Raw genomic sequence first — 24,349 nt, forward strand, 5'->3', positions numbered from 1 at the left:
GACAGCAGGACTGTCTCAGCTTTGCGACAGATTGCGGAAGAGATCGCTGAGTTAGCCTTATCGGGCGCGTTCAAACCCCAGCCGCGCAAGCTTGCGGTGCATGGTTGCGCGGCTGACGCCGAGCGCGCGGGCGGCTGCGGAGACGTTGCCATTGGCCCGGGCCAGCGCTCTCCGCACGACGCCGCGCTCGGCGGCGCTCAGTTCCTCGTCCGGCTTGGCTTCGTGACCCATCAACAGGTCTTCCGCCGGAAAGGGCTGCGCGAGCCGTTCGTCGGTCAGGCCATAGGCCAGTCGCGCGGCGCGGCTCGCGCCGATGACGAGGTCTCCTTTGTCGACAGCCAGAAGCCCGCCCCCTCCGCCGGCTCCGTCCTGTGCAACCACGATCCGCGCTTTCGGAAAGGCCATCCGGAAATGATGGTCCTCGATCCGGTGCGCCGCCTCGACCGTCGCGCCGGCGACGAGCTTCAGCATGGCCGGCGTCAGGTCGGCGCGGCAAGTCGAAACATCCAGCGTCGCGATCAACCGTCCACGCGCATCCCAGATCGGGGCGACGGTGCAGCTCAGGCCGATATTGCGGGTGAGGAAATGCTGGTCGCGATGGATCGTCAGCGGGCGCCCTTCGGCGACGCAGGTGCCGACGCCGTTTGTGCCCTCGCTGGCCTCGCTCCAGACCATGCCGGTCCAGAGGCCCATATTGCGGAAGTCGAGATCATCTCCGGCCACGCCACGCCGGTCGAGCGGAATGCCCTCGCGATCGGTCAGCAGCACACAGCAGCCGGCATCGCCGACAGACTGGAAGAGGCGATCCAGCGAGGTCTGCGCCAGCCTGATCAACGGATCCAGGCGTTCGAAGGCAGCATCGAATTCGCGCTGATCCAGACGGCGCGGCGGGCGTGCATGGTTGGGGTCGAGGCCATATTTCATCAGCGAGCGCGACCAAGACGCCGCCACGGCCGACTGCGCGGTAGCAGCGCGGTCGCTCAGGGTCGAATAGACTCGATCGGCGTGATGATGCGCCCTACCTGTTCCGCCCATTGCCCATGCCCGATTCCGCCCCCTTTACCCGCGTTCTCTGGAACCGGATGTGCCAAGCGGGCCGCCGGTCGCGATGCGGTAGAGCCATTTCCGACGGCTCTCGCGACAAAGTCAATTACGGCGAATCGCGGAGGCGGCAAGCGGCCGCTCGACATCGCTGGCTCGCGACACCCCGGTATGAACTTCGGTCAGGGGCGGTCCCAAGGCGGAATTCAGGCCAGGCCTGCCGGACGCTTGTTCCAGATCAAAGCAGCGTTGGGACCTGCTGATTATCACTCGTTGCGCCATCGGAGCTGGCGCGCTTCGTTCGAGCGATCGAACGCAAGGCATCCAAGCTAGGGAGCTGCCATGTTTCGCTGGATTTCAAGGCGTTTCGTGCGACAGGCGCGGTTGATGGGCGCAATGATGGAGCGCCTCGGGGTGACGCCGGAGGCCGCGGCCAGTCGTGGTCGTCTCTATGACGCCGCCAACCGCCGCTGCCTCTGGTGCGATGCCCACCGCGATTGTGGAAAATGGATCGAGCAGAACCGCTCCGCCGAGCGCGGGCCGGGATTCTGTCCCAATGCGCGGTTCTTCGCGGACATCGGGCGGGGTCGCGGGCAGACGAATTCGTGAGTATCGCCGGTGCGGCCTCGCAACTCAGGACAACTCCTGAATGCAGGATCGCGCCAGACGATGTAAAAGACGCCTGCGCAACCAAGCTTGCGCAAATCCGGCGAGGGCAGCCGAGAAGGAGCAAGCATATGGGCTCAGCGCCCCGCGAATCCGAACGCGAACTGTCGTTGGGCCGGACAGCGTCGGCACAGGCCTGTTCGTCCCACGCTCGGGGAGCGGCAGGCGTGCAGCAGCCTGTCGACCGCGCTCTCAAGCAGAGCCAAACGAGCAGCCTCGCTCTTGATCGGCGGGCGCCGCGCTATGCCGCTGGCTGGATGGCGATGTGCCTTGAGATCTGATGTCGCGCCTGCGATCCCTGCAGCCGAAGCTTCCTTGATCCAGATCAACGTCCTGGATCGCTCAAGCGGTTACACGCGAGCGACGCCCAACCTCCGGTTATGGCGCATCGGAACCTCGATGAACCTGCTCGGCATTCGTCCGTCATGCTGTTCAGGCCTTCAAATGCCAAGCAACCAGCAGGGTTATTTCGGAGCCTTCCGGCAGCGACGCGGCCACGCGGACGAAGTTGCCGAAATGGCCGAGCCGCTGGAAAGTTACCGCGTTCTCGGTAGCCGGGAGATCGAACTGCGACCCTTCCGCCGCCCAGTGCATCCCGTCCGCCGAAATCTCGATGCGCGCCTTCGGGAGCGCGCCCCTGGGGGCTTTCAGCGCCCGCACGAAGACGATCGCCTCCCTGGCCCAGCCGCATTCATAAGGCTCGGTTGCGCTGTCGCCGGTCCAGACCTCGTTGCGGGCGACGATGGCGGTAAGGTTTTCGGGCAGCATCAGAAGTCTCCCGACAGGCAGACGGAATCGAGATAGGCGAAGGCGCGCTTGTCGGTGTCGGTCTCGGCGAAGAAGCCGATATTGAGCATGCACCAGAGGTTTCTCATCGCCGGCATGCGAATGGGCTCGTAAGCTCCCATGTCGAAGACGCGGTCGTTCACCTGGAAGCCCGTGGCCTGCATCGTGGCGAGATCGAAGTCGAAGCGCAGATAGTGCCAGTTCACCTTGGTCGGAATCTCGTTGTAGCAGAGCCGCTGCGCGCCGCCGGGCAGGTCCTCCCAGTCCTCCGGCGAAAGATGATAATGCGTGATCGTCTTGCCGGCTGTGCCGATCGGCTTGATCGGCGTGGTCTTGCGCTTGAACTGCCATTTCTGCAGGTGCACGCCGTTCTCGGCATTGAGAAAGCGCAGATGCGGCATCACCCGCTCGCCCCCAGTGCCGTGGCTGTCGCCGACCTGGAGGTCGTAGAGGAAGCCGAAGGAGCGGATATCGGTTTCCGACAGTTCGAGCTCGGTCGCCTCCGGCTTGAAGGTGAAATAGGTCTCGATCCGGATCGGGCCGGCTTTTCGGAAGGTCAGACGCTTGATCGCGACGTTCTGAGCCCCCTTCTTCGGCCGCGTCGCGATCTTCAGCGCATAGGAGCCATCGACGCCGCCATGCGAGCCGAAATCCCAGTTCGGCAACGTCGAGAGCATGGCGTGGCTGTGCTGGGCGTAGCCGGGCAGCATCGCATCGAGCGAATGCTCGTAATTGCCGACGAGCTGGGTCCAGCCGCACATGCCGCGGTCGAAATCGTCGAGACAGATGATGCGCGGCAGCGGATCGAAGCGGCTGAGCCGCGGGTCGGCCTCTCGGATGGCGCGGCGCATGTCGTCGAGCTGGGAATTTGGCGGATTCATGTCGCTAACCTTTGACCGCGCCGGCGGTCAAGCCGGCGACAAGGTGCTTCTGCATCAGGATGACGAAGGCGAGCACCGGCAGGAGCTGCACGGTGGAGGCGGCAAAGAGCACGCCCCATTCGACGCCCTCGACCGCGCCGATCATCTCGGCGACCACCAGAGGCGCCGTCTTGGCCTTGGTCGTGGTGAAGATGAAGGCGAAGAGGAACTCGTTCCAGGCATAGACGATGACGAAGACCGCGACCGCCAGCATGCCCTGCGCCGCGAGCGGGAAGATCACGCGCCGGATGATCTGAAACTGCGAAGCGCCGTCGATCATCGCCGCTTCGTCGAGTTCGCGCGGGATCTGGTCGATGAAGGTGCGCATCACGATGGTGCCGAGCGAGACGAAGAAGGTGGCGTAGAGCACGATCAGGACGAGATGCGTGTCGTTGAGGCCGAGCCAATTGACCACGGGAAACAACGGCAGCGTGATCACGATCGGCGGGATCAGGCGAATGAAGATCAGGAAGAAGGCTGAGCCCTGGAGCGCTTTCGAGGCATGGCGCGAATAGGCGAAGCCGGCGAGCAGCGACACGGCCACGGCCAGAACGGTGGCGCCCAGCGTGACCAGAAAGCTGTTCCAGAGACCGAAGAAGAAGTCGCCCCAGCGGCTCCAGAGCAGTTCGTAATTGGCGAGCGTCGGCAGGAAGCTGAAGCGCGAGGTCAGCGAGAAAATGTCACGGTCCGACTTGAACGACGACATCACGATCAGTGCGATCGGCAGCAGCGACCAGGCCAGGATAGCGAGCACGCCGAGCAGCTTCAGGATCAGGAGCAGGAGGGAGGGCTTACGCATTTTTGCGGAACATCTCCCTGTAGAGCCCGCGCAGATAGACCAGCGCGAGCAGCAGCGAGGCGAGCACGAGCAGCCAGCCGGTGGCGGCCGCCGAGCCGAAGGCGTTGTACCGGAAGGCTTCGAGATAGAGGTAGACTGCCATCACCTCGGTCGTGCGGGCAGGTCCGCCGCCGGTCATCAGCCAGACTTCCGAAAACAGGCGGAAGGCGAAGATGTAGCGAAACAGCGCCGCGATCAGGAGCGCCGGCATCAGCAGCGGCAAGGTGATGCGCCGGAACGCGGCCCAGCCGGTGGCGCCATCGATCGCGCCGGCCTCATAGAGGTCGTCGGGAATCGAAAGCCGCGCCGCATAGATGATGATGAAGCTGAAGGGCAGATGCAGCCAGATCGAGAGCAGGCTGACCATAGCCAGGCCATGGTTCGGGTTCACCGCCCATTCGATCGGCGGCAGGCCGATGAAGCCGAGAAGCTGGCTCATCATCCCGACATCGGGCTCGAACAGATAGCGCCACATCACCACCGCCGAGACTTCCGAGACCGCATAAGGCGCGAGCACGACGGCGAGCAGGATCGGCCTGAACGGCACGCCGGACGCGAAGAACAGCGCCATGCCGAGGCCGATCAGCAGCTCGACATGCACGACGATGGCAACGACGATCACCGTGTTGACCAGCGCCCGCCAGAAATAGGGGTCGCCCAGCACCTTCGCGTAATTGGCCAGCCCGACGAATGTCGCCGCCTGGCCGAAGCTCGACTGGTTCAGGCTGAGCCAGAACACATAGAGCGCCGGCAGGAAAATGACGCAGCCGACCATCAGCTGGACGGGACCGACGAGCGCGATCGCCGAGAGGGGTGTGCGGGCGGTCATCACGCGATCCGGAAGCGCGCGAGCATGTCACGGTCGATCTCGATGCCCAGCCCCGGTCCCTGGGGCACCGCGAGCTTGCCGTCGATGAGCTGGAAACCCTCGCCGACGACCGGCCGGGTGAAGGCGTCGCGCAGCGGGTTGGCGTAGACCATGCACTCGAAGGTGCGAAAGCTCTCGGCCGCGGCAGCGAGCTGCAGGCTGGCGGCAACGCAGATCGCGCCCGACCAGCCGACATGGGGCGCATAGGCAGTGTGGAAGCTCGCCGCGAGTTCGGCGATGCGCCAGGTTTCTGTGATGCCGCCCGAGCGCGTCACATCGGGCTGGATCAACCCGAGCGAGCGATCCTGCAGCATCATCAGCGCTTCGGAACCGACATAGTCGCTCTCGCCGGCGGCGAGACGGATCGGCAGATGCTGTGCCAACCGGCGATAGCCCTCGCGGTCATGCGGCGCGATCGGTTCCTCGAAGAAGCCGTAGCCGAGATCGGCGAGCGCCTTGCCGACGATCATCGCGTCGTCGACGTCATAGGCCCAGTTGGCATCGACATAGAGCGCGATGTCGTCGCCCGCGAGCTTGCGCACGAGCCGCGCGCGGGCGATCGCATCCTTCAAGGGATGGCCGAGCTTGACCTTGATCTCGCGGAAGCCCGCCTTGAGCGCGCTCGCGACTTCCGCCTCGACGGTGGCATCGTCGAGCCAGTTGATCGAGGAGGCGTAGGCCGCGACCTCGGTCCGGCCGATGCCGCCGAGCAGCTTATGGATTGGTGCGTCGGCAGCCTTTCCGGCGATGTCCCAGAGCGCGATGTCGATCGCGGAGATCGCCTCGACCAGTTGTCCGCCGGGCCGGCCGGAGAGCACAGCCCGCATCGCTTTCCAATGCGCGCGCCTGTCGGCCGGGTCCTTGCCGATCAGCCTGGGGCTGAGCGCCTCGTCGATCAGCCGCGCATAGCCGGCCGCACCCCTGCGCGCCAAGGCCTCACCGACGCCGACGATGCCATCACTCGTCGTGACCTCGACAACGACGATCTCGATGGCCGGGAATTCGCCCTGCGAGGTGCGCTGGACCTTGGGCAAGGTCGCGCGCAGCGGATGGGCTTCGATGCTGGCGATGGTGCGGGTGGCCATTGTGCTGTCGGCTTCTGGAGCTGTCCGGTCGGCGATCAACCTAACTGATAGGTTGATCAGTTGCAAACCTGATCGGCATCTGTCAATCATTAGCCATGGAAACCCTGATGCACCGGCCCGCGGCCTTGGCCGCGCTCGACAACGACCCCTTCACCGGGGCCGATGTCGTGCCGACGCGGCTCGGCGACACGCTGATCGCGCGCATCACCCAGGCGATCCATGACGGCCGGCTGAAGCCCGGCGATGCGCTGCCCTCGGAGGCGCGGCTGGCCGCCTCCTTCGGTGTCAGCAAGCCGATCGCGCGCGAGGCCATCCGCCAGCTCGCGGCGATGGGCGTGGTCAATATCCAGCAGGGCAAGGTCACGCGCGTCCAGGCGCTCGATGCCGGCCCGCTCGACCGCTTCTTCCGTTTCGCCGTGCGCGGCCGCAAGACCGGCCTGACGGAAGCCGTCGAGCTGCGTCGCATCCTCGAGCCGCCGATCGCCGCCCACAGCGCCGAGCGCCGCTCGTCGGCCGATGTCGAGCGGCTCGACTTCATTCTCGCACGCATGGAGGCGGCGCTCGGCGACGTGCCGCGCTGGATCGAGGCCGATCTCGATTTCCACGAGGCCGTCGCCGCCTCCTCGGGCAACCGCCTGCTCGATTTCCAGATCAGAGGCCTGCGGCCGGTCATTCGCGAGGTGATGGAAATCTTCAATTCGCGCGAGGCGCGCACGTCCGCCGATTGGGCCAAAACCTATCGGCGGCATGTCCTGGTGGTCGATGCCATTCGCGCCGGCGACGCCCAGGCCGCCACTATCGCCATGAACAAGCATTTCGAAGCGGCTGAAGCCGCCATCGCGGAACTCGCGACACTCCGGGAGGGTGACCATGACCACAACGACAGGACTGGACCGTAGGCAGCTTCTCGGCGGCGTCGCCGGCCTGAGCCTTGCCGGGTTCGACCCGCGCCAAGCCTTCGCGCAGGCCGGCCCGCTGAACGTCTTTGCCCATCGCGTCATGCAGACGGTCTCGACCGGCGCGCAGGGCGGCGACATCACCAAGGACTGGGCGCAGAAGAACGGCACCGCGATCCAGTGGACAACCTTCGACACCGGCCCCTTGCAGGAGCGCCTGTTTCGCGAGGCGAGCCTGTCGGAATCGACCGTCGATGTCGGCTTCGTGCTCAACACGCAGGTCATCCCGCGCGCCGCCAACCTGTTCGAGCCGCTCGACGACTACCTCAAGCGCGATCCGATCGAGGATGCGGCGGATGTCTTTCCGGGCCTGATCGAGGGCATGAAGGTGGCTGGCCGCCAGCTTGCTGTACCCTTCCGCCATGCCTCCTCCGGCCTGCACTACAATGAGGAATTGCTGGCCGAGAAGGGCTTCTCGAAGCCGCCTGCGACGATCGAGGAGATGATCGAGGTCGCCAAGGCCTGCACCTATCGCCGCGCCGACGGCACGGCGGTGACCGGCCTGTGCATGCCGGGCGTGACTTATCCCAATGTCATCGACCTCGCCCGCGCCTGGGACGGCGATTTCATCACGCCGGACTTCAAATGCGTCGCCGACCAGCCGCCAATGCTCAATGCGATCAAGATCCTGCGCGAGCTGTTCCAGGCCAATGCCTTCCCGCGCAATTTCGCGACGCTCTCGCCCGAGGACGTCAATGTCTGGATGCAGACCGGCCGGGCCGCGATGAGCCTGCAGAGCATGGGCCGCAACCGCATTTACAACGACCCGCAGAAGTCGAAATTTCCCGGAAAGATCAAGACGATCGCCGTACCGGCATCGAAGACGCTGGCCGGCAAATATGACGCTGCCCCCGCCAAGGTCGAGTTCTGGGGTCTGGTCATTCCGAAGAATGCCAAGCGCAAGGACCTTGCATGGAGCTTCATCAAGACGATGGTCTCCAGGGAGGCGACATTGAAGGCAGCGCTCAACGGCAACGGCCCGGTGCGCGCCTCGACCTATGCCGACGAGGCTTTCAGCAAGACGGTGCCCTATGCCGCAGAGGAATTGAAGGTGCTGAAGGTCGCCCGCGTGCCGCTGCCGGCCTTCGACGAGGCGGCTCGCGCCGGCGACTTCTTCAAGGAGGAGGCCGAGGCAGCCGTGCTCGGCATGAAGACGCCCGAGGAGGCGATGGCTTCTCTGGTCAAGCGCGTCCAGCCGCTGCTGCCGGCCTGAAGCCGACGATCTCCCAACGCGCGATCACGGCGCGAGACGAAACTTCGGAGGAAGCCCATGTCCAGATCGATCTCTCGCCGCCATTTCGGCCTGCTCGCGGGCAGCGCCGCCACAGCGCTCGCCTTGCCCAAGGCGGCCCGCGCCCAGGCCAAGACGGTCACCGCGCTCGGCCACCGCGTCCACCAGACCTCCGCCACCACCGGACCGGGCGGCGACGCCACCGAAGCCTGGCGCAAGGCCTCGGGCGCGAGCGTGAATTGGGTGACCTTCGGCGACGTCAACGCCATCCATGAACGGCTGCTGCGCGAGGTCACGCTCGGCGAGACCACGATCGACGTCGCCTATCTGCTGAACGGACGCGCCGTACCGCGCAATCTCAAGCTGTTCGAGCCGCTCGACGCGCTGATGAAGGAAGCTCCGCTCGAAGCTTTCGACGATTTCGCGCCGGGCCTGATCGCGCCCCTGAAGCTCGATGGCACGCTGCACGGCATCCCCGTCCGCCACGCCACCAACGCCCTGATCTACAACGAGGCGCTGCTGGAGGAACGCGGCGTCACAAAGCTGCCGGAGAGTTTCGAGGAACTGGCCGAGATCGCCCGCAAGCTGAGCTTCAAGCGCGACGACGGCACGCAGGTGTTCGGGCTCGCCTTCACCGCCGCCTTCGCCTCGAATTTCCTGACGCTCGCGCGCTGCTTTGGCGGTGACTACATGACCAGCGACGGCAAGCTCGTCGCCAACGAGCCCGGCATGGTCAAGGCGCTGACGCTGCTGGCGGATTTCTACAAGGCCGGCGTGCTGCCGCGAAACTTCGCCACCGTGAACAACGAGGAGATCACGACCTGGATGCAGCAAGGCCGGGCCGCTATCACGGTCAATCCCTTCGCGCGGCTGGTGACCTACAACGACCCGAGCAAGGGCAAATATGCCGGACGCTTCAAATCGCTGCTGCCGCCGATGGCCTCCGATCTCGTCGGCAAGGTCGCCTTCGCGCCGACGACGGAATTCTGGTCGCTGGTGATCCCGAAGAACACGAAGCAGAAGCCGCTGGCCTGGGAGATGATCAAGGCGCTCTCGTCGAAATCCGGGACCCTGGCCATGGCCTTGAACGGCAATGGTCCGACGCGGGTCTCGACCTATTCCGACGAGAAGCTGAAGGCAGCGATGCCCTACGCCGCCGACGAGGCCGCCGCGCTGAAAGCCTCGCGCATCCATCTGCCGGCCTTCGACGAGCAGGCCCGCGCCCATGACATCTTCCTCGAGGAAACGCAGGCCGCCGTGCTCGGCATCAAGCCGGCGCAGGTAGCGATGGACGACGCGGTCAAGCGCGTGAAGCCCCTGTTGAGCTGATGGCAGGCCAGCTGACAGGACGGGTCGCGCTCGTCACCGGCGCGGCCCGCGGAATCGGGCTGGCGATCGCAACACGCCTCGCGGAAGCCGGCGCCGAGACGATCATCCACGACCGCGATGCGCAAGCCGCGACGATCGCTCGCTCCCTGTCGGCGGCCGGTTGGTCGGCAAGCTCGCTGATCCACGATCTCGCCGTGCCGTCCGCACCGTCGGCGATGCTGGCGGAGCTACGGCTGGCAGGGCGCGAGCCGGATATCCTCGTGCTCTGTGCCTCCGCCGAAATCCGCGAGACCTGGGAGGCTCTGAGCGAAGACGCCCTTCGGGTGCAGAGCGAGGTCAATCTACACGCCACCGCCCGGCTGCTGCAGGCCTTCCTTCCGGTCATGATCGGCCGGGGGTTCGGGCGGGTGATCGCGATCGGCTCGGTGCAGGAGGTCCGCGGCAATGCCGACTGTCTCTACTACGCCGCCACCAAGGCCGCGCAGACCAGCATGATCTTGACGCTGGCACGCACCCTGCGGGCTCCCGACATTACCCTGAACGTCATACAGCCCGGGGCCATCCGGACGGAGCGCAACCAGGCGATTCTGCAGCAGCCCGGCCGTGAGGCGCTGGCACTGGAGCGGATTCCACTCGGGCGGCTCGGGAGTCCCGGCGACTGCGCGGGGCTGGCGCTGCTGCTCTGCACGCCGGACGGCGCCTATCTCAACGGTGCCGAAATCGCCGTCGACGGTGGCATGCGGCTGTAATCGCTTGAGCCAAAGCCCGACGCGTTCGGCGACATGGGCCCGGTTGTTGTCGAACCGCGGCAACATCTGCTCTCGGGCCTGCTGCGTCTGCTCCCTTTCTCTCCTCGCATGTTCCGGGCTCCACAACGATCCGTCACGACAATTGCCGTAGCGACGCGCCTTACACGGCCTGCCTGACGAAATGATCGGGTGCGACCTCGACCAGCGCCTGCGCCGGGGCCTTCCAGTCGAGCGCGCGAATCGGGCTCGGAATTTCGTCGACCGCCAGTTCGCGTCGCAGGGAGCGGCGCGCCGGATCAGGTACCGGCACGGCCGAGAGAAGCTTTCGCGTGTAGGGATGGCGTGGATCGGCGAAGACCGCTTCGCGCGTGCCGAGTTCGACGATCTCGCCGAGATACATCACCGCGACGCGATGACTGACACGCTCGACCACGGCCATGTCGTGCGAGATGAAGAGATAGGCGAGGCCGAACTCCGCCTGCAGATCGAGCATCAGGTTCAGCACCTGCGCCTTGACCGAGACGTCGAGCGCCGAGACCGCCTCGTCGGCCACAACGAGCTTGGGCGACAGTGCCAGCGCGCGGGCGATCGCCAGGCGCTGGCGCTGGCCGCCGGAGAATTCATGTGGGAAGCGCCCGCCCATATCGGGCGAAAGGCCGACCTTGCGCATCAGTTCGGCGACGCGGTCTCGCGCATCGCTTCCCTTGGCCAGGCCATGGACCACGATCGGCTCGGCGATAGCTGCGCCGACGCTCTTGCGCGGATTCAGGCTCGCGAACGGATCCTGAAAGATCATCTGCATGTCGCGGCGGACGTCGAGCAGATCGCCCTTGCCTAAGCCCGTGACGTCTCGACCCTGGAAGCGCACCGTGCCGGCGGTCGGCTCGATCAGGCGCAGGATCGTGCGCCCCGTCGTCGATTTGCCGCAGCCGGATTCGCCGACCAGCGCCAGCGTCTCGCCGCGTTGCAGCGTGAAGGAGAGGTTTTCGACAGCGTGGACCCGGCCGCGCAAACGGCCCAGGATGCCGCCACGAATGCCGAAGCGCGTCGTCAGTCCGGAAACCTCCAGCAGCGGCGCCTCATCGGCCTTGACCGTGTCGGCGGCCAGTGTCGGCACGCCCTTGACCTGGCCGTTGGCGGCGTCGATCGCCGGGAAGCGCAGCGGCCGGCCGTGGCCCTCCATGTCGCCGAGCTTCGGCACGGCGGCGAGCAGCGCCTTGGTGTAGCCATGCACCGGGCGGTTGAAGACCTGTTCGGAGGCTGCGTCCTCGAGTTTGCGGCCCTTCCACATCACCACGACGCGGTCGGCAATTTCGGCGACGACGCCCATGTCGTGGGTGATGAAGAGGACGGACATGCCCTCCTCGTCCTGCAGCGTCTTGATCAGCTCGAGGATCTGGGCCTGGATCGTCACATCGAGCGCGGTCGTCGGCTCGTCGGCGATCAAGAGCTTCGGCTTGCAGGCGAGCGCGGTCGCGATCATCACGCGCTGGCGCATCCCGCCGGAGAGTTGGTGCGGATAATTGCCGAAGCGGGTTTTGGCGGAGGGGATGCGAACCTTTTCCAGCATGCGCAGGGCTTCGGCCTGGGCTGCAGCCTTGTCGAGCCCGCGATGGTAGCGCAGCGCCTCGCTGATCTGGTAGCCGACGGTGAGAACCGGGTTCAGGCTCGTCATCGGTTCCTGGAAGATCATCGCGACGTCATTGCCGCGGACTTTTCGCATCTCGTCTTCGGTGAGCGCCAAGAGATCGCGGCCATCGAGCGCAATCCTGCCCTGGATGCGCCCGCTCGTCTCCGAGACCAGCCGCATGATCGAGAGCGCGGTGACTGATTTGCCCGAGCCGGATTCGCCGACGATCGCGACGGTTTCGCCGGGCGCAACGTCAAAGCTCAGGTCTTCGATCGCCCAGCGCCACTGCCCTCCGACGCGGAAGGCGGTCTGGAGGTTCTGGACGGAGAGGACGGGGGCGCTCATCGCTCGCCCTTCAGCTTGGGATCGATGGCGTCGCGCAGGCCGTCGCCGAGGATGTTGAGAGCGAAGACGATGATCAGGATGGCGAGTGACGGCGCCAGCACGAGCCAGTAGCTGTCTAGAATGTTCTCGAAGCCTTCGCGGATCATGCCGCCCCAGGTCGCGATCGGCGGTTTCACGCCGAGCCCGATGAAGGCGAGCGAAGCCTCGGTGCGGATTGCTGCGGCGAGCCAGAGCGAACCCATCACCAAAATCTCGGGGAAGATGTTGGGCAGGATGTGGCGGGCCATGATGCGCGCATCCGAGAAGGCGAGCGCCCTGCCGGCCTCGATGAAGTCGCGTTCCTTGACCGTGATCGTCGGCGCGCGCGCGATGCGGGCGAAGGAAGGGATCGAGGTCAGCGCGATCGCGATGGTGATGTTCTCCATCGAGGGGCCGAGCATCGCGACCAGGATCAGCCCAAGGATGAGCGAGGGGAAGGCGAGCAGGATGTCCATCGCCTGCATCACCACGACGTCGAATCTTCCGCCATACCAGCCGGCGAGAATGCCGATCAGCGAGCCGATCACCAGCGCGATCACCGTAGAGGCCACGCCGATGACGAGTGAGATGCGCGCGCCGTAGAGCAGCCGCGAGAGGATGTCGCGGCCGAAATAGTCGGTGCCGAGATAGTAGTTCTCATGCGGCGGTTGGAGCCGGGACAGGATGTCCTGTTCGAGCGGATCATGCGGGGCGATCAGCGGCGCGAAGACGGCGGCAAGGATCACCGCGACCACGATCACAAGGCCTACCCAGGAGGTCTTGTTGGCGTTGAAGGCGCCGAGCGTGGCCGAGAGCCGCCGCATTCGCGGCGGGGCGGCCGGCCCGGCCTCATGGACGGACGAGGTGCTCATGACAGCTTCACCCTTGGATCGGCGAGGGCATAGGTCAGGTCGGTCGCGATGTTCACCAGCACGACGATCAGCGTGTAGATCACCATCATGCCCTGCAGCATGGTGTAATCGCGCTGGTTCAGCGCGCCGACGATCAGCTTGCCGAGGCCCGGCCGGTTGAAGACGATCTCGGTCAGCACCGAATTGCCGATCAGGATGCCGAGATAGAGGCCGACGATGGTGATGATCGGGATCAGCGCGTTGCGCAGCGCATGCCGCCAGACCACCACGCGCCAGGGTACGCCCTTGGCGCGGGCGGAGCGGACATAATCCTCCTGCATCACCTCCAGCATGGCCGAGCGGGCGACGCGGGTGATGTAGGCTGCCATGATCAGCCCGAGGTTGAGCGCCGGCAGCGCCATTGCCTGGAACCAGGCCGAGAGCGAACCCGAGCCCGCGCTGATCACCGGGAACCAGCGCAGCATGATCGCAAACAGGATCAGCAGGATGATCGCCGAGACGAAGGGCGGGAAGGACAGCCCGAGCAGCGAGGCGATGCGCGTCACATAGTCCGGCATACGGTTGCGGTTGATCGCGGCCCAGACGCCGAGCGGCACGCCGATGGCGATGCCGATCAGCATCGAGACGATCGTCAGCTCCAGCGTCCAGGGCAGGACGACGAGGATTTCCTGGATCACCGGGCGCCCTGTGACGAGCGAGACGCCCCAGTCGCCCCGGATCGCGCCCGTCAGGAAGGTCCAGTACTGCTCGATCAGCGGGGCATCGAGGCCCAGCCGCGTGCGCATCGCGGCGATCGCGTTGGCGTCGGCCTGATCGCCGAGGATGACCTGCGCGGGGTCGCCCGGCACGATCCGCACGACGACGAAGACGAGAGTCAGCACGGCCCAGAGCGTGACGACCGCGAAGCCGAGCCGTTTGACGAGGAAGGCGCCCATGATGCCGCCGAATGTCGGAGAAAAGGAGCGGCCGGTTACGGCCGCTCCTAGGGAATCACTTCGTGAAGCGCGTCGTCTCCAGCACCGGTGGCCCGAGGTTCAGCGAAGCCCTCAGCTCGTAGCCGAGGTCGAGGCTGTCCTTGTAGGCCCAGAGCTGCATCATCTCGTTCACGGGAATGGCACAGACCTGCGCGATGATCTTCTGCTGGGCGGTCTTCCAGAGCTCGATCTGCTTGGCCTTGTCGGTCTCCGAGCGGGCGGCGTCGATCTCCGCATCGGCGACCTTGCAATGCGAGAAGTTGGTCACCGCCGTCGGCGTTTTTACGATCGAACGCGAGTGGAAGAACTGCGTCAGGTAGACATCAGCCACGGGGAAGCGCGCCGCCTGGAAATGCACGACCTGCGACAGATCCTGCCGGATCTGCTGGTGGAAGGTCGCGTGCTCGACCGGCTGGATCTCCAGCGTGATGCCCGCCCGCTTGAGCAGTGCCTGCGTTGCCTCGGTGAAGCTCAGCATCGAGGGCAGCGTCGTGTTGATCGTCTTGATCGTCACGCCGTTGGGAAAGCCTGCCTCTGCCAGCAGCGCCTTGGACTTGGCGAGATCGAAGGGCAGCAGCGGCGCCTTCTCGTCCGTGCCGAGATAGCCCGACGGTACGACTGATACGCTTGGGCGCGAGATGTTCTTGCCGCGGAACTGCCAGATCGCGTTGCGGTCGATCGCATGCGCGATCGCCTGCCGGACCTTGAGATTGTCGAGCGGCGGCTGGCTCGTGTTGAGATGCAGCACCGACATCTCCGCCGGCCCCATGGCCACGACCTTGACGCCGGGCAAGGCGTTCATGCGGTCGACCCAGGCCTGCTCCTGCCGGCCGAGCATCATGTCAAGCTCGCCCGCCTGGAACGCGAGGTCGCGCGAGGAATCGGACGGGATGAAGCGGTAGAGGATCTCCGTCAGCTTCGGCTTGCCGCGGAAATAGTTCGGGTTCGCGACGAGCTTGGCATATTGCTGCGGCACGTATTCGGAGAACATGAACGGGCCGGTACCGACAGGCTTCTTCGCGAAGCCGTCCTTGCCCAACTCCTCGGCGGCCTTCTTACAGACCATGTTGCCGCCGTGATAGTTCATCACGATGCCGAGCAGGCTCGGGATCGCCTGCTTCAGCGTAATCTTGACGGTGTATTTGTCGGGCGCCTCAACCTTGTCGAAGGCGGTGTAATCCGAGGAAAAGGCCGAGCTCTCCTTACTCGCCGCGCGGCTGAGCGAATAAACGGCGTCCTCCGAGGTGAACTCGCCATAGCCGTGATGGCACTGCGCGCCCTGGCGCAGCTTGAAGGTCCATTCCTTGCCGTCGGGCGAGGAGGTCCAGCTCTCGGCGAGATCGGGTTCCATGAATTCGGGCGAGAGCTCACCCGGCTTGATCCGCACGAGTCCGTTGAACATCCAGTTCAGCAGCGCCTTGCCAGGCGTGCCGGAATTCAGATGCGGATCGAGCACGCCCGCATCCGAACTTTGCATGCCGACGGTCAGCACCGTCTTTTGCGCGAGCGCGGGCGTCGCCAGCAGCGTGCCCGCCAGCATGGCTGCGAGGATTGATCCGGTTCGTTTCATTGCTGTTCCCCTGTGTTTTTCTTGGGTGTCGGCGATCCCGGCTTTGCGCCGGTGACGGCTGGATAGGGCGGCGACCCGTCCGGATCGCGAATTCCACCCTGTCCGTGATCTCTGAATCTCTGCCTAGAGCGTATCCTCCAGCCTGCAATTGACCAGCAATTCCGCGACCGAAGCATTGTTGGGCAGCGCGAGGACCGTGGCAACCAGCCGTGCCAGATCCTCCGGCTGCGTCATCGCTCCCGGCGTGAGCGCCGTGCTCGCCGCGGTCATGTCGGTCCGCACGAAGGAGGGGCAGAGCGCGGTCGCGCGCACGCCCTTGTCCCAGGCGATGCGCCGCGCGGCATGGTTCAGGGCGAGCATCGCGTGTTTCGCCATATTGTAGGCGACATAGTCGTTGCGCACGCGCTTGCCTGACATCGAGGCGACATTGACGATGCGGCCCGTGCCGCTCGCCTCCAGATGCGGCAGGGCGCAATGGATCAGGTTGAGCGGGCCCTTGCAGTTCACCGCCCAGATCGCGTCGAGCTCAGCCTCGTCCGGCTTGCGCAAGGTCATGGCGCTGTGCATGCCGGCATTGTTGACGAGCCCGTCGATCCGGCCGAAGCGCGCCATCGCCGCATCCGTCCAGGTACGGTGGCTCGTCCAGTCCTGCGCGTCGTAGCGCGCGACATGGACACGACCCGACTCCCAGCCGGCGCTCATGGTCCTGAGCGAGTCGAGGTCGCGTCCGCCAAGGCTGAGGCAGTAGCCCTCCCCGTGCAGCGCCTCGGCAACCGCGCGGCCGATGCCGCGATTGGCGCCCGAGATCAGGATCACGCGTCCTATTGGGGCAAGCATCAGCGATATCCCCTAGCCGTGCAGCGTCAGTGCGACGTCCGTCGCGGGTTCGCGTAAGAAGCGGTCCAGCCTGAACGGGGTGAGATCGAAGCGCGGCTGCCTTGCCAGCGCAAGATCGGCGAGGATTTCGCCGGTGACCGGACCGATGCCGAAGCCATGGCCCGAGAACCCGGCCGCGACGATCAGGCCGTCGAGGCCAGTATGGGCATCGATCGCCGGCAGCGCATCGGGCGTGAGGTCGATCAACCCGCCCCAGAGGCGCGCGATCCCGGCATCGGCGGCAGCCGGCAGCACCTGCGTCACCCGCTCGATCAAGACGGCGATGTCCGCCGCGCGCGGAGCCAGCGCGTCCATTGTCCAGGAGACCGGTTCATGCGGCCAGTCGCCGATGCCGGTGGTGACGCGCAGGCGGCCATCGACTTCCTGCCGGCCGGCGGCGTCGGCATTGGCGACGCCGAAGACCTGCTCGAACAGCGGCGGCAGCGGCACGCTCTGCATGACGCAGACGAGCTTGACCCGCAGCGGCAGATCGAGCCCCAGTGGCCGCAGCAGTTCTGGCGCATGGATGCCTGTCGCCAGGATGACCCGCCCGGCGGAAACGATCTCGCCATCTGATGTCTCGATGCCCGTGACTGTGTCGCCAGTTCGGGTCAGCGCCCGCACCCCGGTGCCCTCACGGATGGTCGCGCCATAACGCGCGGCGGCCGCAGCGAAGGCCCGCACCGTCGGGATAGGGTCGGCATGGCCGTCGCCCGGGCAGAACGAGGCGGCGAGGATCGACGGGCCGATGGCCGGCGCGATCGCCCTGATCGCCGCATTGTCCGGCAGATAGTCTATGGCGAGGCCGAGCTCTCGCTGCCGGACAACCAGCTCGCGGATGATCTCGACCTCGGCTTCCGTCCGCGCGAGGCGCAGATTGCCGCGCCGGCGATAGCCGGTCGTCGCGCCGAGCTCCTCGTCCAACCCGCCCCAGCGCTCGACCGCCGCCTTCGCCAGCGGCAGCTCCGCCGGGTCGCGCCCGGATTGCCTGACACCGCCCAATGTCCAGCTGGACGCCATCGCCGCCAGGCTGCGGGCCTCGAACAATGTCACCGAATGCCCGGCGCGCGCGATCTCGTAGGCTGCGGCCGCGCCGCTGATCCCGCCTCCGACGATGATAACGTCCGGCATGTCGACAGGCTCAGGACAGGTCGACGCTGATGCGCTTTTCGACCTCGTCCGGCCGGCGACGCCGATACGCGGTGACCTCGAACTCGACTTTGAGCTCGGGCTGGCCGAGCGGCGTGCAGGTCGTGGTGTTGGCGGGGTCGATGCCGCGGAACTTGCGTCCGACGACCTCGCCGACCGCCGCCATATCGGCGATGTCCGGGACGAAGACCTTGATCGCGACGACGTCCTTCAACGAGGCATCGACGGCGGCGAGCGCGCCCTCGATATTGCTGAAGGCCTGCTCGGCCTGGCCCCTGGCGTCGCTGGCGATGGCGCGGGTCTTGTAGTTGCGCCCGGCCGTGTTGGAGACAAAAATCATGTCGCCGGCGACCACCAGCCGCGAATAGCTGTTCAGATCCTCGTACTTGCTCCCGGATTTGACTTTGATGATCTCGCTCACGGGCATCTCCTCCAAGCATGTTCAGCGGAGCACGGCAGTTTTCGCCGCGCGTCGGCGATCGGCTTGCCCACTCGGCGTCAGCAAGATTGGTATATACCACTCAAGCCGATCAATGCTGTCAAGGATGCCGCCGAAAGGGCGCGTAGAAACCGCGGAAGACCCGACACGCCGCTCGCGCTCAAGAAGACGCGCCCCATCCCAGGTGAAGACGCGATTGACGTTTGGTATACACCAATCCATGCTGCCTCAGGCCGATAAAAAGGGGATCTCCGATGACGATGATTTCGCGCCGTGCCCTTGTCGCTGCCGGAGCCAGCCTTCCCCTGGTTACGGCCTCCACCTTCTCCCAGACACTCGCGAGAAAGGTCCTGCGCTTCGGCCTGTCGAGTTTTCCGCCGAGCCTGCAGCCCTGGGTCCATACCGGCACCGCCGCGCTCACCGTGAAGCTCCTGATCTTCCGCGGCCTGACCGGCTTCGACGAAAAGGGCGAGGTTCGGCCCGAGCTCGCGGAATCCTGGACGCAGGACGGCGAGACGGCCTGGGTCTTCAAGCTGCGGCAGGCGAGCTTCCATAACGGCAAGTCGGTGACGGCCGACGATGTGAAATGGACGCTGGAGCAGATCGCCGCGCCGAATTCCGCTGCCTTCCTGAAGGCCGAATTCGGCGGCATCGAAAAAATCGAGACGCCCGATCCCCGCACCGTGCGCATCGTCATGAAGCAGCCGACCGTGACCCTGCCGATCTGGCTCGCCAGCCCGCACGCGCCGATCATCGCCAAGGACTCGATCGAAGGGCGCGGCCTCGGCGTCGGCGCCGGCCCCTTCACCGTCAAGGATCAGGAGCGCGGCGTCTCGATCGAGGTTGCGGCCTTCGACAAATACTACAAGCCCGGCCTGCCCAGGCTCGCCGGCATCAAGCTCACCGCCTATGCCGATGAAAACCTGCGTGTCGCCGCGCTCCAGGCCGGCGATGTCGATCTGATCGAATATGTACCCTGGCAGTCTATGGCTGCGATCGAGAAGGATCCGCGCCTCAAGCTCGACGCTGCCAACGGCCCGTTCATGGGACTGAACTTCAATGGCACCAGCGGGCCGTTCAAGGATCCGCGCCTGCGTCAGGCGGTCGGTTTCGCCATCCGGCGCGAGGACATCGTCCAGGCCGCCTTCTTCGGGCGCGGCACGCCACTCCAGGGCATCCCGATCCCCGATACCAGCCCCTATTACGATGCCGGACGCGCGAAATTCTGGAGCTATGATCCCGACAGGGCCAGGCAGCTGATGGCGGAAGCCGGCGTGGCGAAGGGTTTTTCCTGCACGCTGCTGTCGACGGCGCAATACGGCATGCACAAATCGACCGCCGAGGTGGTGCAGGCCCATCTCGGCGAGATCGGCATCGACGTGAAGCTCAACCTGCCGGACTGGGCCTCGCGCGTCGATCTCGGCGGCAAGGGGCGCTACGAATTCTGCGTCCAGGGCACGACGGCCGACAACAACGATCCGGACGGGCTCGCACCGCTGCTTGACGGTGAGTTGCCCCCGAACATCTCGCGCAGTTTTGGCCTGCCGACGCCGGAGCTCCACGCGCTCTTCGCCAAGGGGCGCGCCGAGTTCGACATCGCCAGGCGCAAGGCCATCTATGCCGAGCTCGAGAAGCTCGCTCTGGAGCAGGCGACGCTCGTCGGCCTCGCCTGGCGCTCCCAGGGCTATGGCATGGTCAAGGGCGTGACGGGCTTCAAGGCTCTGCCGGGTGGCACGAATTTCTTCTCGGCCTATTCGCTGGAAGAAACCTCGCTGGCTTGACCTGGGATGATGGTCATTCCGCGCGCGTGGTGCGTTCCAGCCGGGCGAAGCGCTCGAGCCGAAAGGGCCTGGCGTCGATCAGCGGCGTCGCGCCCCTGACGAGGTCAGCAATCAGCCTGCCGGCGCCCGGGCCGATACCGAAGCCGTGGCCCGAGAAGCCACTGGCGATGAAGAAGCCCGGCAGGCGCGGCACCTCGCCTATCACGGGCACCGCATCGGGCATCGCATCGACGAAGCCGCCCCAGGCCTGCGCGATCTTCAGGCCCGCGAAAGCCGGGAAGGCTTTGATCAGATTGGCCTGACCTTCGTTCAGGATATTACTGGCTGGCGCCGGATCGAGCACGCGCATGCGCTCGAAAGGCGTCACCTCGTCGAGAGCCCAGCGCCGCGGCGTCCGCGCCTCCTCGAGGAAGCGCGCCCCGAGATGCAACCTGAGCTCGTGCCGCTGCTTCACCAGCGACGGCAGGAAATCACCGAACAGGCGGAACGAGTCGGGCACGATCTCGGCGGTGCTCGCGCCACGATGGGCGATGGTGTAGCCGCCGTCCTGACGCTTGCGGAAGGCGAAGTCCGAGCCGCCGACGGCATAGGGCGGCGGGCCGTCGAGCGGCTCGGTGCGCAGGACCGAGCCGAGTACCTTGAGTTGCGGAAAGTCGATGCCGAGATTGCCGAGGAACAGCCGCGACCAGGCTCCACCCGCTAGCACGACCTGCGAGCAGGCGACCGTGCCGCGTTCCGTCACCACGGCGCTGACCCGGCCGGCCGTGGTCTCGATGCCGCGCACCGCGCAGCGCGTCAGAACGGTGCCGCCATGGCGGCGCAGCGCACGCGCCATCGCCGGCACGGCCTTTTGCGGCTCCGCCCGCGCATCGCTCGGCGTGAACAGGGCTCCCGCAAAGGCGCGCTTGCAGCCAGGCAGCACGCCTTCGATCTCGCGCGAGCTCAGCAGCCGCGAATCAAGCTGGTACTGCCTGGCATGGTCGAGCCAGGCCTCATGCTCGGCGAGCTTGGCCGGCGTGTCGGCGACATAAACGATGCCGGAGCGCGTGAAGCCGGTATCGCCCCCGACCAGCTTGTCCATCTCGGACCAGAGCCGCATGCTTTCCAGCCCGAGCGGAATCTCGCTGGGATCGCGGCCCATGATCCGGACCCAGCCCCAGTTGCGGCCGGACTGCTCGTGGCCGACCTCGCCTTTCTCGCAGACCGTGACCGAGATGCCCTCCTTCGCCAGGAAGAGCCCGGTCATGATGCCGATGATGCCGCCGCCGATGACGACGACGTCGCTCCTCTTCGGCAGGCTTGCGTCGGGATCGATCGTCTCGATGGTGATGCCCATCACATGCGCTCCCGGACCGGAGACGAGAGCCCGGCCCTGGGCCGGAAGCGAAAGGCAGGCAGCGGCATGATCAGTCCTGTGGGGCCGGCGTGGAGTTGCGAAAGACGACGTGATGCGGGTGGTTGACCGATTTCATGTATTCGATCGGCGCGCCGTCGCCGTCGCGCGCCACCAGCCTCAGGACCAGAGTGGGCGAACCTGGCTGGAGCAGGAGCAGGCGGGCCTCCAGGTCCGTCGCGATACCGACGCTGATCTCTCGGTCGCGCGCGCTGGCCTCGACGTGGTAGCGGGCTCTCAGCAACTCATAGAGCGACTGCCCGCCGACGAGGTCTTCCGCCACGAGCCCGACAAAGCGCGCCGCCGGCAGATAGCTCGTCTCGATGCAGAACGGCTCGTCATTCACCGTGCGCAGCCGGCGGAACATGATCAGATCCGCGCCAGCTGCGATGTCGAGCCGGCGTGCGATGCTCTCGGTCGCCTTCTCCTCGCCGAAATGCAGCAGCTTGTTGCCGGGCTCGCCGCCGGCATTGCGGATGATGCGGGTAATGCCGAGGGTCGAATGCACCTCGATCGGGCGCGTCACCTGGACCAGCGGAACGCGGGTGCCGCTGGTGCCGTTGCGCTCCAGCACGTTGCGGTCGACGAGCTTGTCGATCGCCTTGCGCACGGTCATGCGGTTGATGCCGAGCGTGTCGGCGAGCACGCGTTCGGAGGGAACGCGGTCGCCCGGGCCATAGTCCGGCGCGCTGATGAGGTCGAGCAGATAATCCTGCACCTCGACATAGATCGGCTTGGCCCGCTTCACGGGTTCGCGCATGGCTGGCGTCTCTCGGGTGCTTCTCGTTTCCGCATATAGCGGGATTGCGTCGGCTCCACATCCCGGGGATGCATATACGCGGAAGCGCGGCGCAATCGAGCTGATCTATCGGCCGATTGGACTATGGTTGACAGGCATTGGTATAGGTGATTGGAGTATACCAATTCTTCGTCGCCTGGAAGTGACACTCTCCCATGTCCATCGCCTTCGATCGCGCCCGCGTGCATGAGGGGCTCGCGCAGACCCGTGCCGCCGTGCCCCAGGCCTATGCGCTCGGCTGCCGCCTCGCTCCGGAGATCGACCGGATCTATCTCGTTGCCTGCGGCTCGGCGAACCGCGCCATGCTCGGCATCAAATACTGGCTCGAGCACTATTCGCCCGGCATCGAGGTCCGCCGCTATTTCCCGGCGGAGTTCATGGCGATCGATCCGCCGCGGCTCGACGGCCGCACGCTGGTCCTGCTCGCCTCCAAATCTGGAACGACGCCGGAGACGGTCGCCGCCGCTGCGTTCCTGAAGGACAAGCCCTGCAAGCTCGTGGCCTTCAGCCAATATGCCGACAAACCGCTTGCGCTGGCCGTGCCCGAACATTTCGTGGTGGGCGACACCAGCGAGTCCTTCGTGGCCATGTTCATGCTGATGCAGGCGCTGGTCGGCGGCATCATGAGCGCCAAGGACGGCTGGCCGCTCGGTGACAAGCTCGTCGCCTCGCTCGATGCGCTGCCCGGCGCGATCTGCGACGCGGCGGAGCAGAACGAGGAGCGCGCTGCAGCCGACGCGCGCCTTTATGCCAAGGACCGCAATTTCTATCACGTCGCCTCGGGGCCGGGCTTCACCACGGCCTATGTCTTCGGCGTCTGCATCCTCATGGAGATGCTCTGGCTGCACAGCTATCCGATCGAGGCGGCCGAATTCTTTCATGGTCCCTTCGAGATCATCGACCGCAGCACGCCGCTGATCCTGATCACGGGCGAAGACCCGAGCCGCCCGCTGATGGAGCGCGTCTCGACATTCTGCGACACCTATGCCGAGCGGGTGATGAAATACGACTCGCGCGATTTCGCGATGAAGGGCATCGCGCCCGAGATTCGCCCGATCGTCGCGCCTTACATCCTCCAGTCGGCGCTGAAGCGCATGGCGGCGCATCTCTCCGTGCTCCACAGTCAGCCGCTCTCGACCCGCCGCTACATGTGGAAGGTCGCGTACTGAATTCCTCGCGCGGAGAGGCCGCATGACCCTCAGGCTGCTCGGGCTCGGCGACAACACGGTCGACACCTATGTCGATCGCGGCCTGCAATTCCCGGGCGGCAACGCGGTCAATGTCGCGGTCCTGGCCCAAAGGCTCGGCGCCGAAGCGGGCTATCTCGGCTGTCTCGGCTCGGACGAGGCCGGCAGGCTGATCGTCAATGCCCTGCTCCTTGAGGGCGTGGATACGAGCCGCTGCCGCATGCTCGCCGGCGACAATGCCCGCGCCTTCATCGGCCATGACGGAAATGACCGCCGCTTCCTGCGCTCGCAACGCGGTGTACGCGGCCAATGGGACCGGTTCTCGCCCGAGGAACTCGCCTATGTCGCCAGCTTCGATCTGGTGCATTCGAGCATCTACAGCGAACTCGATGCCGAGCTCGCGACGCTTCGCCACGCTATACGTCGCTTCTCCTACGACTTCTCCGAACGCTGGACCGACACCAATCTGGCGGCGACGCTGCCCTTCCTGGACATCGCCTTCCTGTCCTTCCCCGCCGGTTCCGAAGCGGAGTGCCGCGATCTGGCACGCCGTTGCACTGAAGCCGGGCCGGAGCTCGTGGTGGTGACGCGCGGCGAGCGCGGCTCATTGGCTCTGGCAGGCGGGGTATTCCACCGACACGGGATCACCCAGGCACACATCGTCGATACGCTGGGCGCCGGGGACGGTCTCATCGCCGCGTTTCTTCTGGCTGTGCTGGAAGACAAGGGCATTCCGGAGGCACTGGCCGCCGGTGCAGCCAATGCCGCGGCGGTTTGCGGGTATCAGGGCGGTTTCGGCCATGGCGCACCATGGTCCGAGGCCGTGGTGACGGCGCTCGGATGAACC

The 24,349-nt window shown here is 65.8% G+C and carries 23 protein-coding genes; 8 read left to right on the forward strand and 15 right to left on the reverse strand.

Translation table 11 applies throughout. From position 1 onward, the window contains the following. Nucleotides 1–57: 57 nt before the first annotated feature. On the reverse strand, nt 58–1,035 hold the full coding sequence (locus tag AC1DYU_RS21365; RefSeq protein ID WP_476793384.1) for a GAF domain-containing protein: 978 nt from the start codon (nt 1,033–1,035) through the stop codon (nt 58–60). A gap of 348 nt (nt 1,036–1,383) precedes the next feature. On the opposite strand from AC1DYU_RS21365, the gene AC1DYU_RS21370 reads away from it, so the two are divergent. Beyond that, a complete protein-coding gene (locus tag AC1DYU_RS21370; protein WP_476793385.1) occupies nt 1,384–1,650 on the forward strand; it encodes a DUF6455 family protein in 267 nt (88 codons plus the stop codon). A 489-nt stretch (nt 1,651–2,139) separates the two neighbouring features. Here the strand turns inward: AC1DYU_RS21370 and AC1DYU_RS21375 are convergent, their stop codons facing one another. From AC1DYU_RS21375 to AC1DYU_RS21395, 5 genes are read right to left on the reverse strand one after another with little or no spacing between them, the layout of a single operon-like run. Beyond that, on the reverse strand, nt 2,140–2,475 hold the full coding sequence (locus AC1DYU_RS21375; RefSeq protein WP_158485197.1) for a hypothetical protein: 336 nt from the start codon (nt 2,473–2,475) through the stop codon (nt 2,140–2,142). After that, a complete protein-coding gene (locus tag AC1DYU_RS21380) occupies nt 2,475–3,374 on the reverse strand; it encodes a DUF6772 family protein (protein ID WP_476793386.1) in 900 nt (299 codons plus the stop codon). Before AC1DYU_RS21380 ends, AC1DYU_RS21375 begins: the two co-directional genes overlap by 1 nt. A 4-nt stretch (nt 3,375–3,378) precedes the next feature. Continuing rightward, nucleotides 3,379–4,212: a carbohydrate ABC transporter permease gene (locus AC1DYU_RS21385; protein WP_158485198.1), complete on the reverse strand. Its 834-nt coding sequence runs from the start codon at nt 4,210–4,212 to the stop codon at nt 3,379–3,381. Then, entirely contained in the window at nt 4,205–5,080 is an 876-nt protein-coding gene (locus AC1DYU_RS21390) for a carbohydrate ABC transporter permease (protein WP_158485199.1), read from the reverse strand. The genes AC1DYU_RS21385 and AC1DYU_RS21390 overlap by 8 nt, the downstream gene beginning before the upstream one ends. Further along, nucleotides 5,080–6,204 carry a mandelate racemase/muconate lactonizing enzyme family protein gene (locus AC1DYU_RS21395; RefSeq protein WP_476793387.1) on the reverse strand — a complete coding sequence of 375 codons (1,125 nt, stop codon included), beginning with the start codon at nt 6,202–6,204 and terminating at the stop codon, nt 5,080–5,082. The genes AC1DYU_RS21390 and AC1DYU_RS21395 overlap by 1 nt, the downstream gene beginning before the upstream one ends. A gap of 107 nt (nt 6,205–6,311) precedes the next feature. On the opposite strand from AC1DYU_RS21395, the gene AC1DYU_RS21400 reads away from it, so the two are divergent. Genes AC1DYU_RS21400 through AC1DYU_RS21415 form a run of 4 tightly spaced genes read left to right on the forward strand, consistent with a single transcriptional unit; the run spans nt 6,312 to nt 10,469 of the window. Further along, nucleotides 6,312–7,103 (forward strand): FadR/GntR family transcriptional regulator, encoded by a 792-nt coding sequence (locus AC1DYU_RS21400; RefSeq protein WP_476793388.1) that lies wholly within the window; start codon nt 6,312–6,314, stop codon nt 7,101–7,103. Beyond that, the gene (locus tag AC1DYU_RS21405) at nt 7,075–8,373 is read left to right on the forward strand and encodes an ABC transporter substrate-binding protein (RefSeq protein ID WP_476793389.1); all 1,299 of its coding nucleotides are present in this window, start codon (nt 7,075–7,077) and stop codon (nt 8,371–8,373) included. Before AC1DYU_RS21400 ends, AC1DYU_RS21405 begins: the two co-directional genes overlap by 29 nt. Nucleotides 8,374–8,430: 57 nt before the next feature. Continuing rightward, nucleotides 8,431–9,720 carry an ABC transporter substrate-binding protein gene (locus AC1DYU_RS21410; protein ID WP_476793390.1) on the forward strand — a complete coding sequence of 430 codons (1,290 nt, stop codon included), beginning with the start codon at nt 8,431–8,433 and terminating at the stop codon, nt 9,718–9,720. Continuing rightward, complete coding sequence (locus tag AC1DYU_RS21415) at nt 9,720–10,469, forward strand: SDR family NAD(P)-dependent oxidoreductase (protein ID WP_476793391.1); 750 nt, start codon at nt 9,720–9,722, stop codon at nt 10,467–10,469. The genes AC1DYU_RS21410 and AC1DYU_RS21415 overlap by 1 nt, the downstream gene beginning before the upstream one ends. Nucleotides 10,470–10,629: 160 nt before the next feature. Here AC1DYU_RS21415 and AC1DYU_RS21420 read toward each other — a convergent pair whose 3' ends face one another. The 7 genes from AC1DYU_RS21420 to AC1DYU_RS21450 form a co-directional block, all read right to left on the reverse strand. After that, a complete protein-coding gene (locus AC1DYU_RS21420; RefSeq protein ID WP_476793392.1) occupies nt 10,630–12,444 on the reverse strand; it encodes an ABC transporter ATP-binding protein in 1,815 nt (604 codons plus the stop codon). After that, nucleotides 12,441–13,334, reverse strand: a complete 894-nt coding sequence (locus tag AC1DYU_RS21425; RefSeq protein WP_476793393.1) for an ABC transporter permease — start codon at nt 13,332–13,334, stop codon at nt 12,441–12,443. The genes AC1DYU_RS21420 and AC1DYU_RS21425 overlap by 4 nt, the downstream gene beginning before the upstream one ends. Beyond that, nucleotides 13,331–14,269, reverse strand: a complete 939-nt coding sequence (locus tag AC1DYU_RS21430) for an ABC transporter permease (protein WP_158485207.1) — start codon at nt 14,267–14,269, stop codon at nt 13,331–13,333. The genes AC1DYU_RS21425 and AC1DYU_RS21430 overlap by 4 nt, the downstream gene beginning before the upstream one ends. A gap of 55 nt (nt 14,270–14,324) precedes the next feature. Beyond that, complete coding sequence (locus tag AC1DYU_RS21435; RefSeq protein WP_158485208.1) at nt 14,325–15,878, reverse strand: ABC transporter substrate-binding protein; 1,554 nt, start codon at nt 15,876–15,878, stop codon at nt 14,325–14,327. Between the two features lie 123 nt (nt 15,879–16,001). Then, nucleotides 16,002–16,715 (reverse strand): SDR family NAD(P)-dependent oxidoreductase, encoded by a 714-nt coding sequence (locus AC1DYU_RS21440; protein ID WP_476793394.1) that lies wholly within the window; start codon nt 16,713–16,715, stop codon nt 16,002–16,004. A 12-nt stretch (nt 16,716–16,727) separates the two neighbouring features. Beyond that, nucleotides 16,728–17,885, reverse strand: coding sequence for an NAD(P)/FAD-dependent oxidoreductase (locus tag AC1DYU_RS21445; RefSeq protein WP_476793395.1), 1,158 nt, complete (start codon nt 17,883–17,885; stop codon nt 16,728–16,730). Between the two features lie 10 nt (nt 17,886–17,895). Further along, nucleotides 17,896–18,324, reverse strand: a complete 429-nt coding sequence (locus AC1DYU_RS21450) for a RidA family protein (protein WP_476793396.1) — start codon at nt 18,322–18,324, stop codon at nt 17,896–17,898. Between the two features lie 272 nt (nt 18,325–18,596). Here AC1DYU_RS21450 and AC1DYU_RS21455 point away from each other — a divergent pair, with 272 nt between their 5' ends. After that, complete coding sequence (locus tag AC1DYU_RS21455) at nt 18,597–20,123, forward strand: ABC transporter substrate-binding protein (protein ID WP_158485211.1); 1,527 nt, start codon at nt 18,597–18,599, stop codon at nt 20,121–20,123. A gap of 13 nt (nt 20,124–20,136) precedes the next feature. Here AC1DYU_RS21455 and AC1DYU_RS21460 read toward each other — a convergent pair whose 3' ends face one another. Beyond that, nucleotides 20,137–21,462: an NAD(P)/FAD-dependent oxidoreductase gene (locus AC1DYU_RS21460; protein WP_476793397.1), complete on the reverse strand. Its 1,326-nt coding sequence runs from the start codon at nt 21,460–21,462 to the stop codon at nt 20,137–20,139. Between the two features lie 67 nt (nt 21,463–21,529). Further along, nucleotides 21,530–22,276, reverse strand: a complete 747-nt coding sequence (locus AC1DYU_RS21465; RefSeq protein WP_476793398.1) for a GntR family transcriptional regulator — start codon at nt 22,274–22,276, stop codon at nt 21,530–21,532. Between the two features lie 194 nt (nt 22,277–22,470). On the opposite strand from AC1DYU_RS21465, the gene AC1DYU_RS21470 reads away from it, so the two are divergent. Both AC1DYU_RS21470 and AC1DYU_RS21475 read left to right on the forward strand, forming a co-directional pair. After that, nucleotides 22,471–23,484, forward strand: coding sequence for an SIS domain-containing protein (locus tag AC1DYU_RS21470; protein WP_476793399.1), 1,014 nt, complete (start codon nt 22,471–22,473; stop codon nt 23,482–23,484). 22 nt (nt 23,485–23,506) lie between these two features. After that, on the forward strand, nt 23,507–24,346 hold the full coding sequence (locus AC1DYU_RS21475) for a PfkB family carbohydrate kinase (RefSeq protein WP_476793400.1): 840 nt from the start codon (nt 23,507–23,509) through the stop codon (nt 24,344–24,346). Nucleotides 24,347–24,349 lie beyond the last annotated feature (3 nt).

Source organism: Allobosea sp. P2_B12 (assembly GCF_056404835.1).

Excerpts from the sequence above, each read along its gene's own strand:
- AC1DYU_RS21400 (WP_476793388.1), top strand. The coding sequence starts at position 6,312 with ATGCACCGGCCCGCGGCCTTGGCCGCGCTCGACAACGACCCCTTCACC.
- AC1DYU_RS21370 (WP_476793385.1), top strand. The coding sequence starts at position 1,384 with ATGTTTCGCTGGATTTCAAGGCGTTTCGTGCGACAGGCGCGGTTGATG.
- AC1DYU_RS21395 (WP_476793387.1), bottom strand. The coding sequence starts at position 6,204 with ATGGCCACCCGCACCATCGCCAGCATCGAAGCCCATCCGCTGCGCGCG.
- AC1DYU_RS21375 (WP_158485197.1), bottom strand. The coding sequence starts at position 2,475 with ATGCTGCCCGAAAACCTTACCGCCATCGTCGCCCGCAACGAGGTCTGG.
- AC1DYU_RS21425 (WP_476793393.1), bottom strand. The coding sequence starts at position 13,334 with ATGAGCACCTCGTCCGTCCATGAGGCCGGGCCGGCCGCCCCGCCGCGA.
- AC1DYU_RS21430 (WP_158485207.1), bottom strand. The coding sequence starts at position 14,269 with ATGGGCGCCTTCCTCGTCAAACGGCTCGGCTTCGCGGTCGTCACGCTC.
- AC1DYU_RS21445 (WP_476793395.1), bottom strand. The coding sequence starts at position 17,885 with ATGCCGGACGTTATCATCGTCGGAGGCGGGATCAGCGGCGCGGCCGCA.
- AC1DYU_RS21470 (WP_476793399.1), top strand. The coding sequence starts at position 22,471 with ATGTCCATCGCCTTCGATCGCGCCCGCGTGCATGAGGGGCTCGCGCAG.
- AC1DYU_RS21380 (WP_476793386.1), bottom strand. The coding sequence starts at position 3,374 with ATGAATCCGCCAAATTCCCAGCTCGACGACATGCGCCGCGCCATCCGA.
- AC1DYU_RS21465 (WP_476793398.1), bottom strand. The coding sequence starts at position 22,276 with ATGCGCGAACCCGTGAAGCGGGCCAAGCCGATCTATGTCGAGGTGCAG.
- AC1DYU_RS21390 (WP_158485199.1), bottom strand. The coding sequence starts at position 5,080 with ATGACCGCCCGCACACCCCTCTCGGCGATCGCGCTCGTCGGTCCCGTC.
- AC1DYU_RS21440 (WP_476793394.1), bottom strand. The coding sequence starts at position 16,715 with ATGCTTGCCCCAATAGGACGCGTGATCCTGATCTCGGGCGCCAATCGC.
- AC1DYU_RS21365 (WP_476793384.1), bottom strand. The coding sequence starts at position 1,035 with ATGGGCGGAACAGGTAGGGCGCATCATCACGCCGATCGAGTCTATTCG.
- AC1DYU_RS21435 (WP_158485208.1), bottom strand. The coding sequence starts at position 15,878 with ATGAAACGAACCGGATCAATCCTCGCAGCCATGCTGGCGGGCACGCTG.
- AC1DYU_RS21385 (WP_158485198.1), bottom strand. The coding sequence starts at position 4,212 with ATGCGTAAGCCCTCCCTCCTGCTCCTGATCCTGAAGCTGCTCGGCGTG.
- AC1DYU_RS21455 (WP_158485211.1), top strand. The coding sequence starts at position 18,597 with ATGACGATGATTTCGCGCCGTGCCCTTGTCGCTGCCGGAGCCAGCCTT.
- AC1DYU_RS21420 (WP_476793392.1), bottom strand. The coding sequence starts at position 12,444 with ATGAGCGCCCCCGTCCTCTCCGTCCAGAACCTCCAGACCGCCTTCCGC.
- AC1DYU_RS21405 (WP_476793389.1), top strand. The coding sequence starts at position 7,075 with ATGACCACAACGACAGGACTGGACCGTAGGCAGCTTCTCGGCGGCGTC.
- AC1DYU_RS21475 (WP_476793400.1), top strand. The coding sequence starts at position 23,507 with ATGACCCTCAGGCTGCTCGGGCTCGGCGACAACACGGTCGACACCTAT.
- AC1DYU_RS21410 (WP_476793390.1), top strand. The coding sequence starts at position 8,431 with ATGTCCAGATCGATCTCTCGCCGCCATTTCGGCCTGCTCGCGGGCAGC.
- AC1DYU_RS21415 (WP_476793391.1), top strand. The coding sequence starts at position 9,720 with ATGGCAGGCCAGCTGACAGGACGGGTCGCGCTCGTCACCGGCGCGGCC.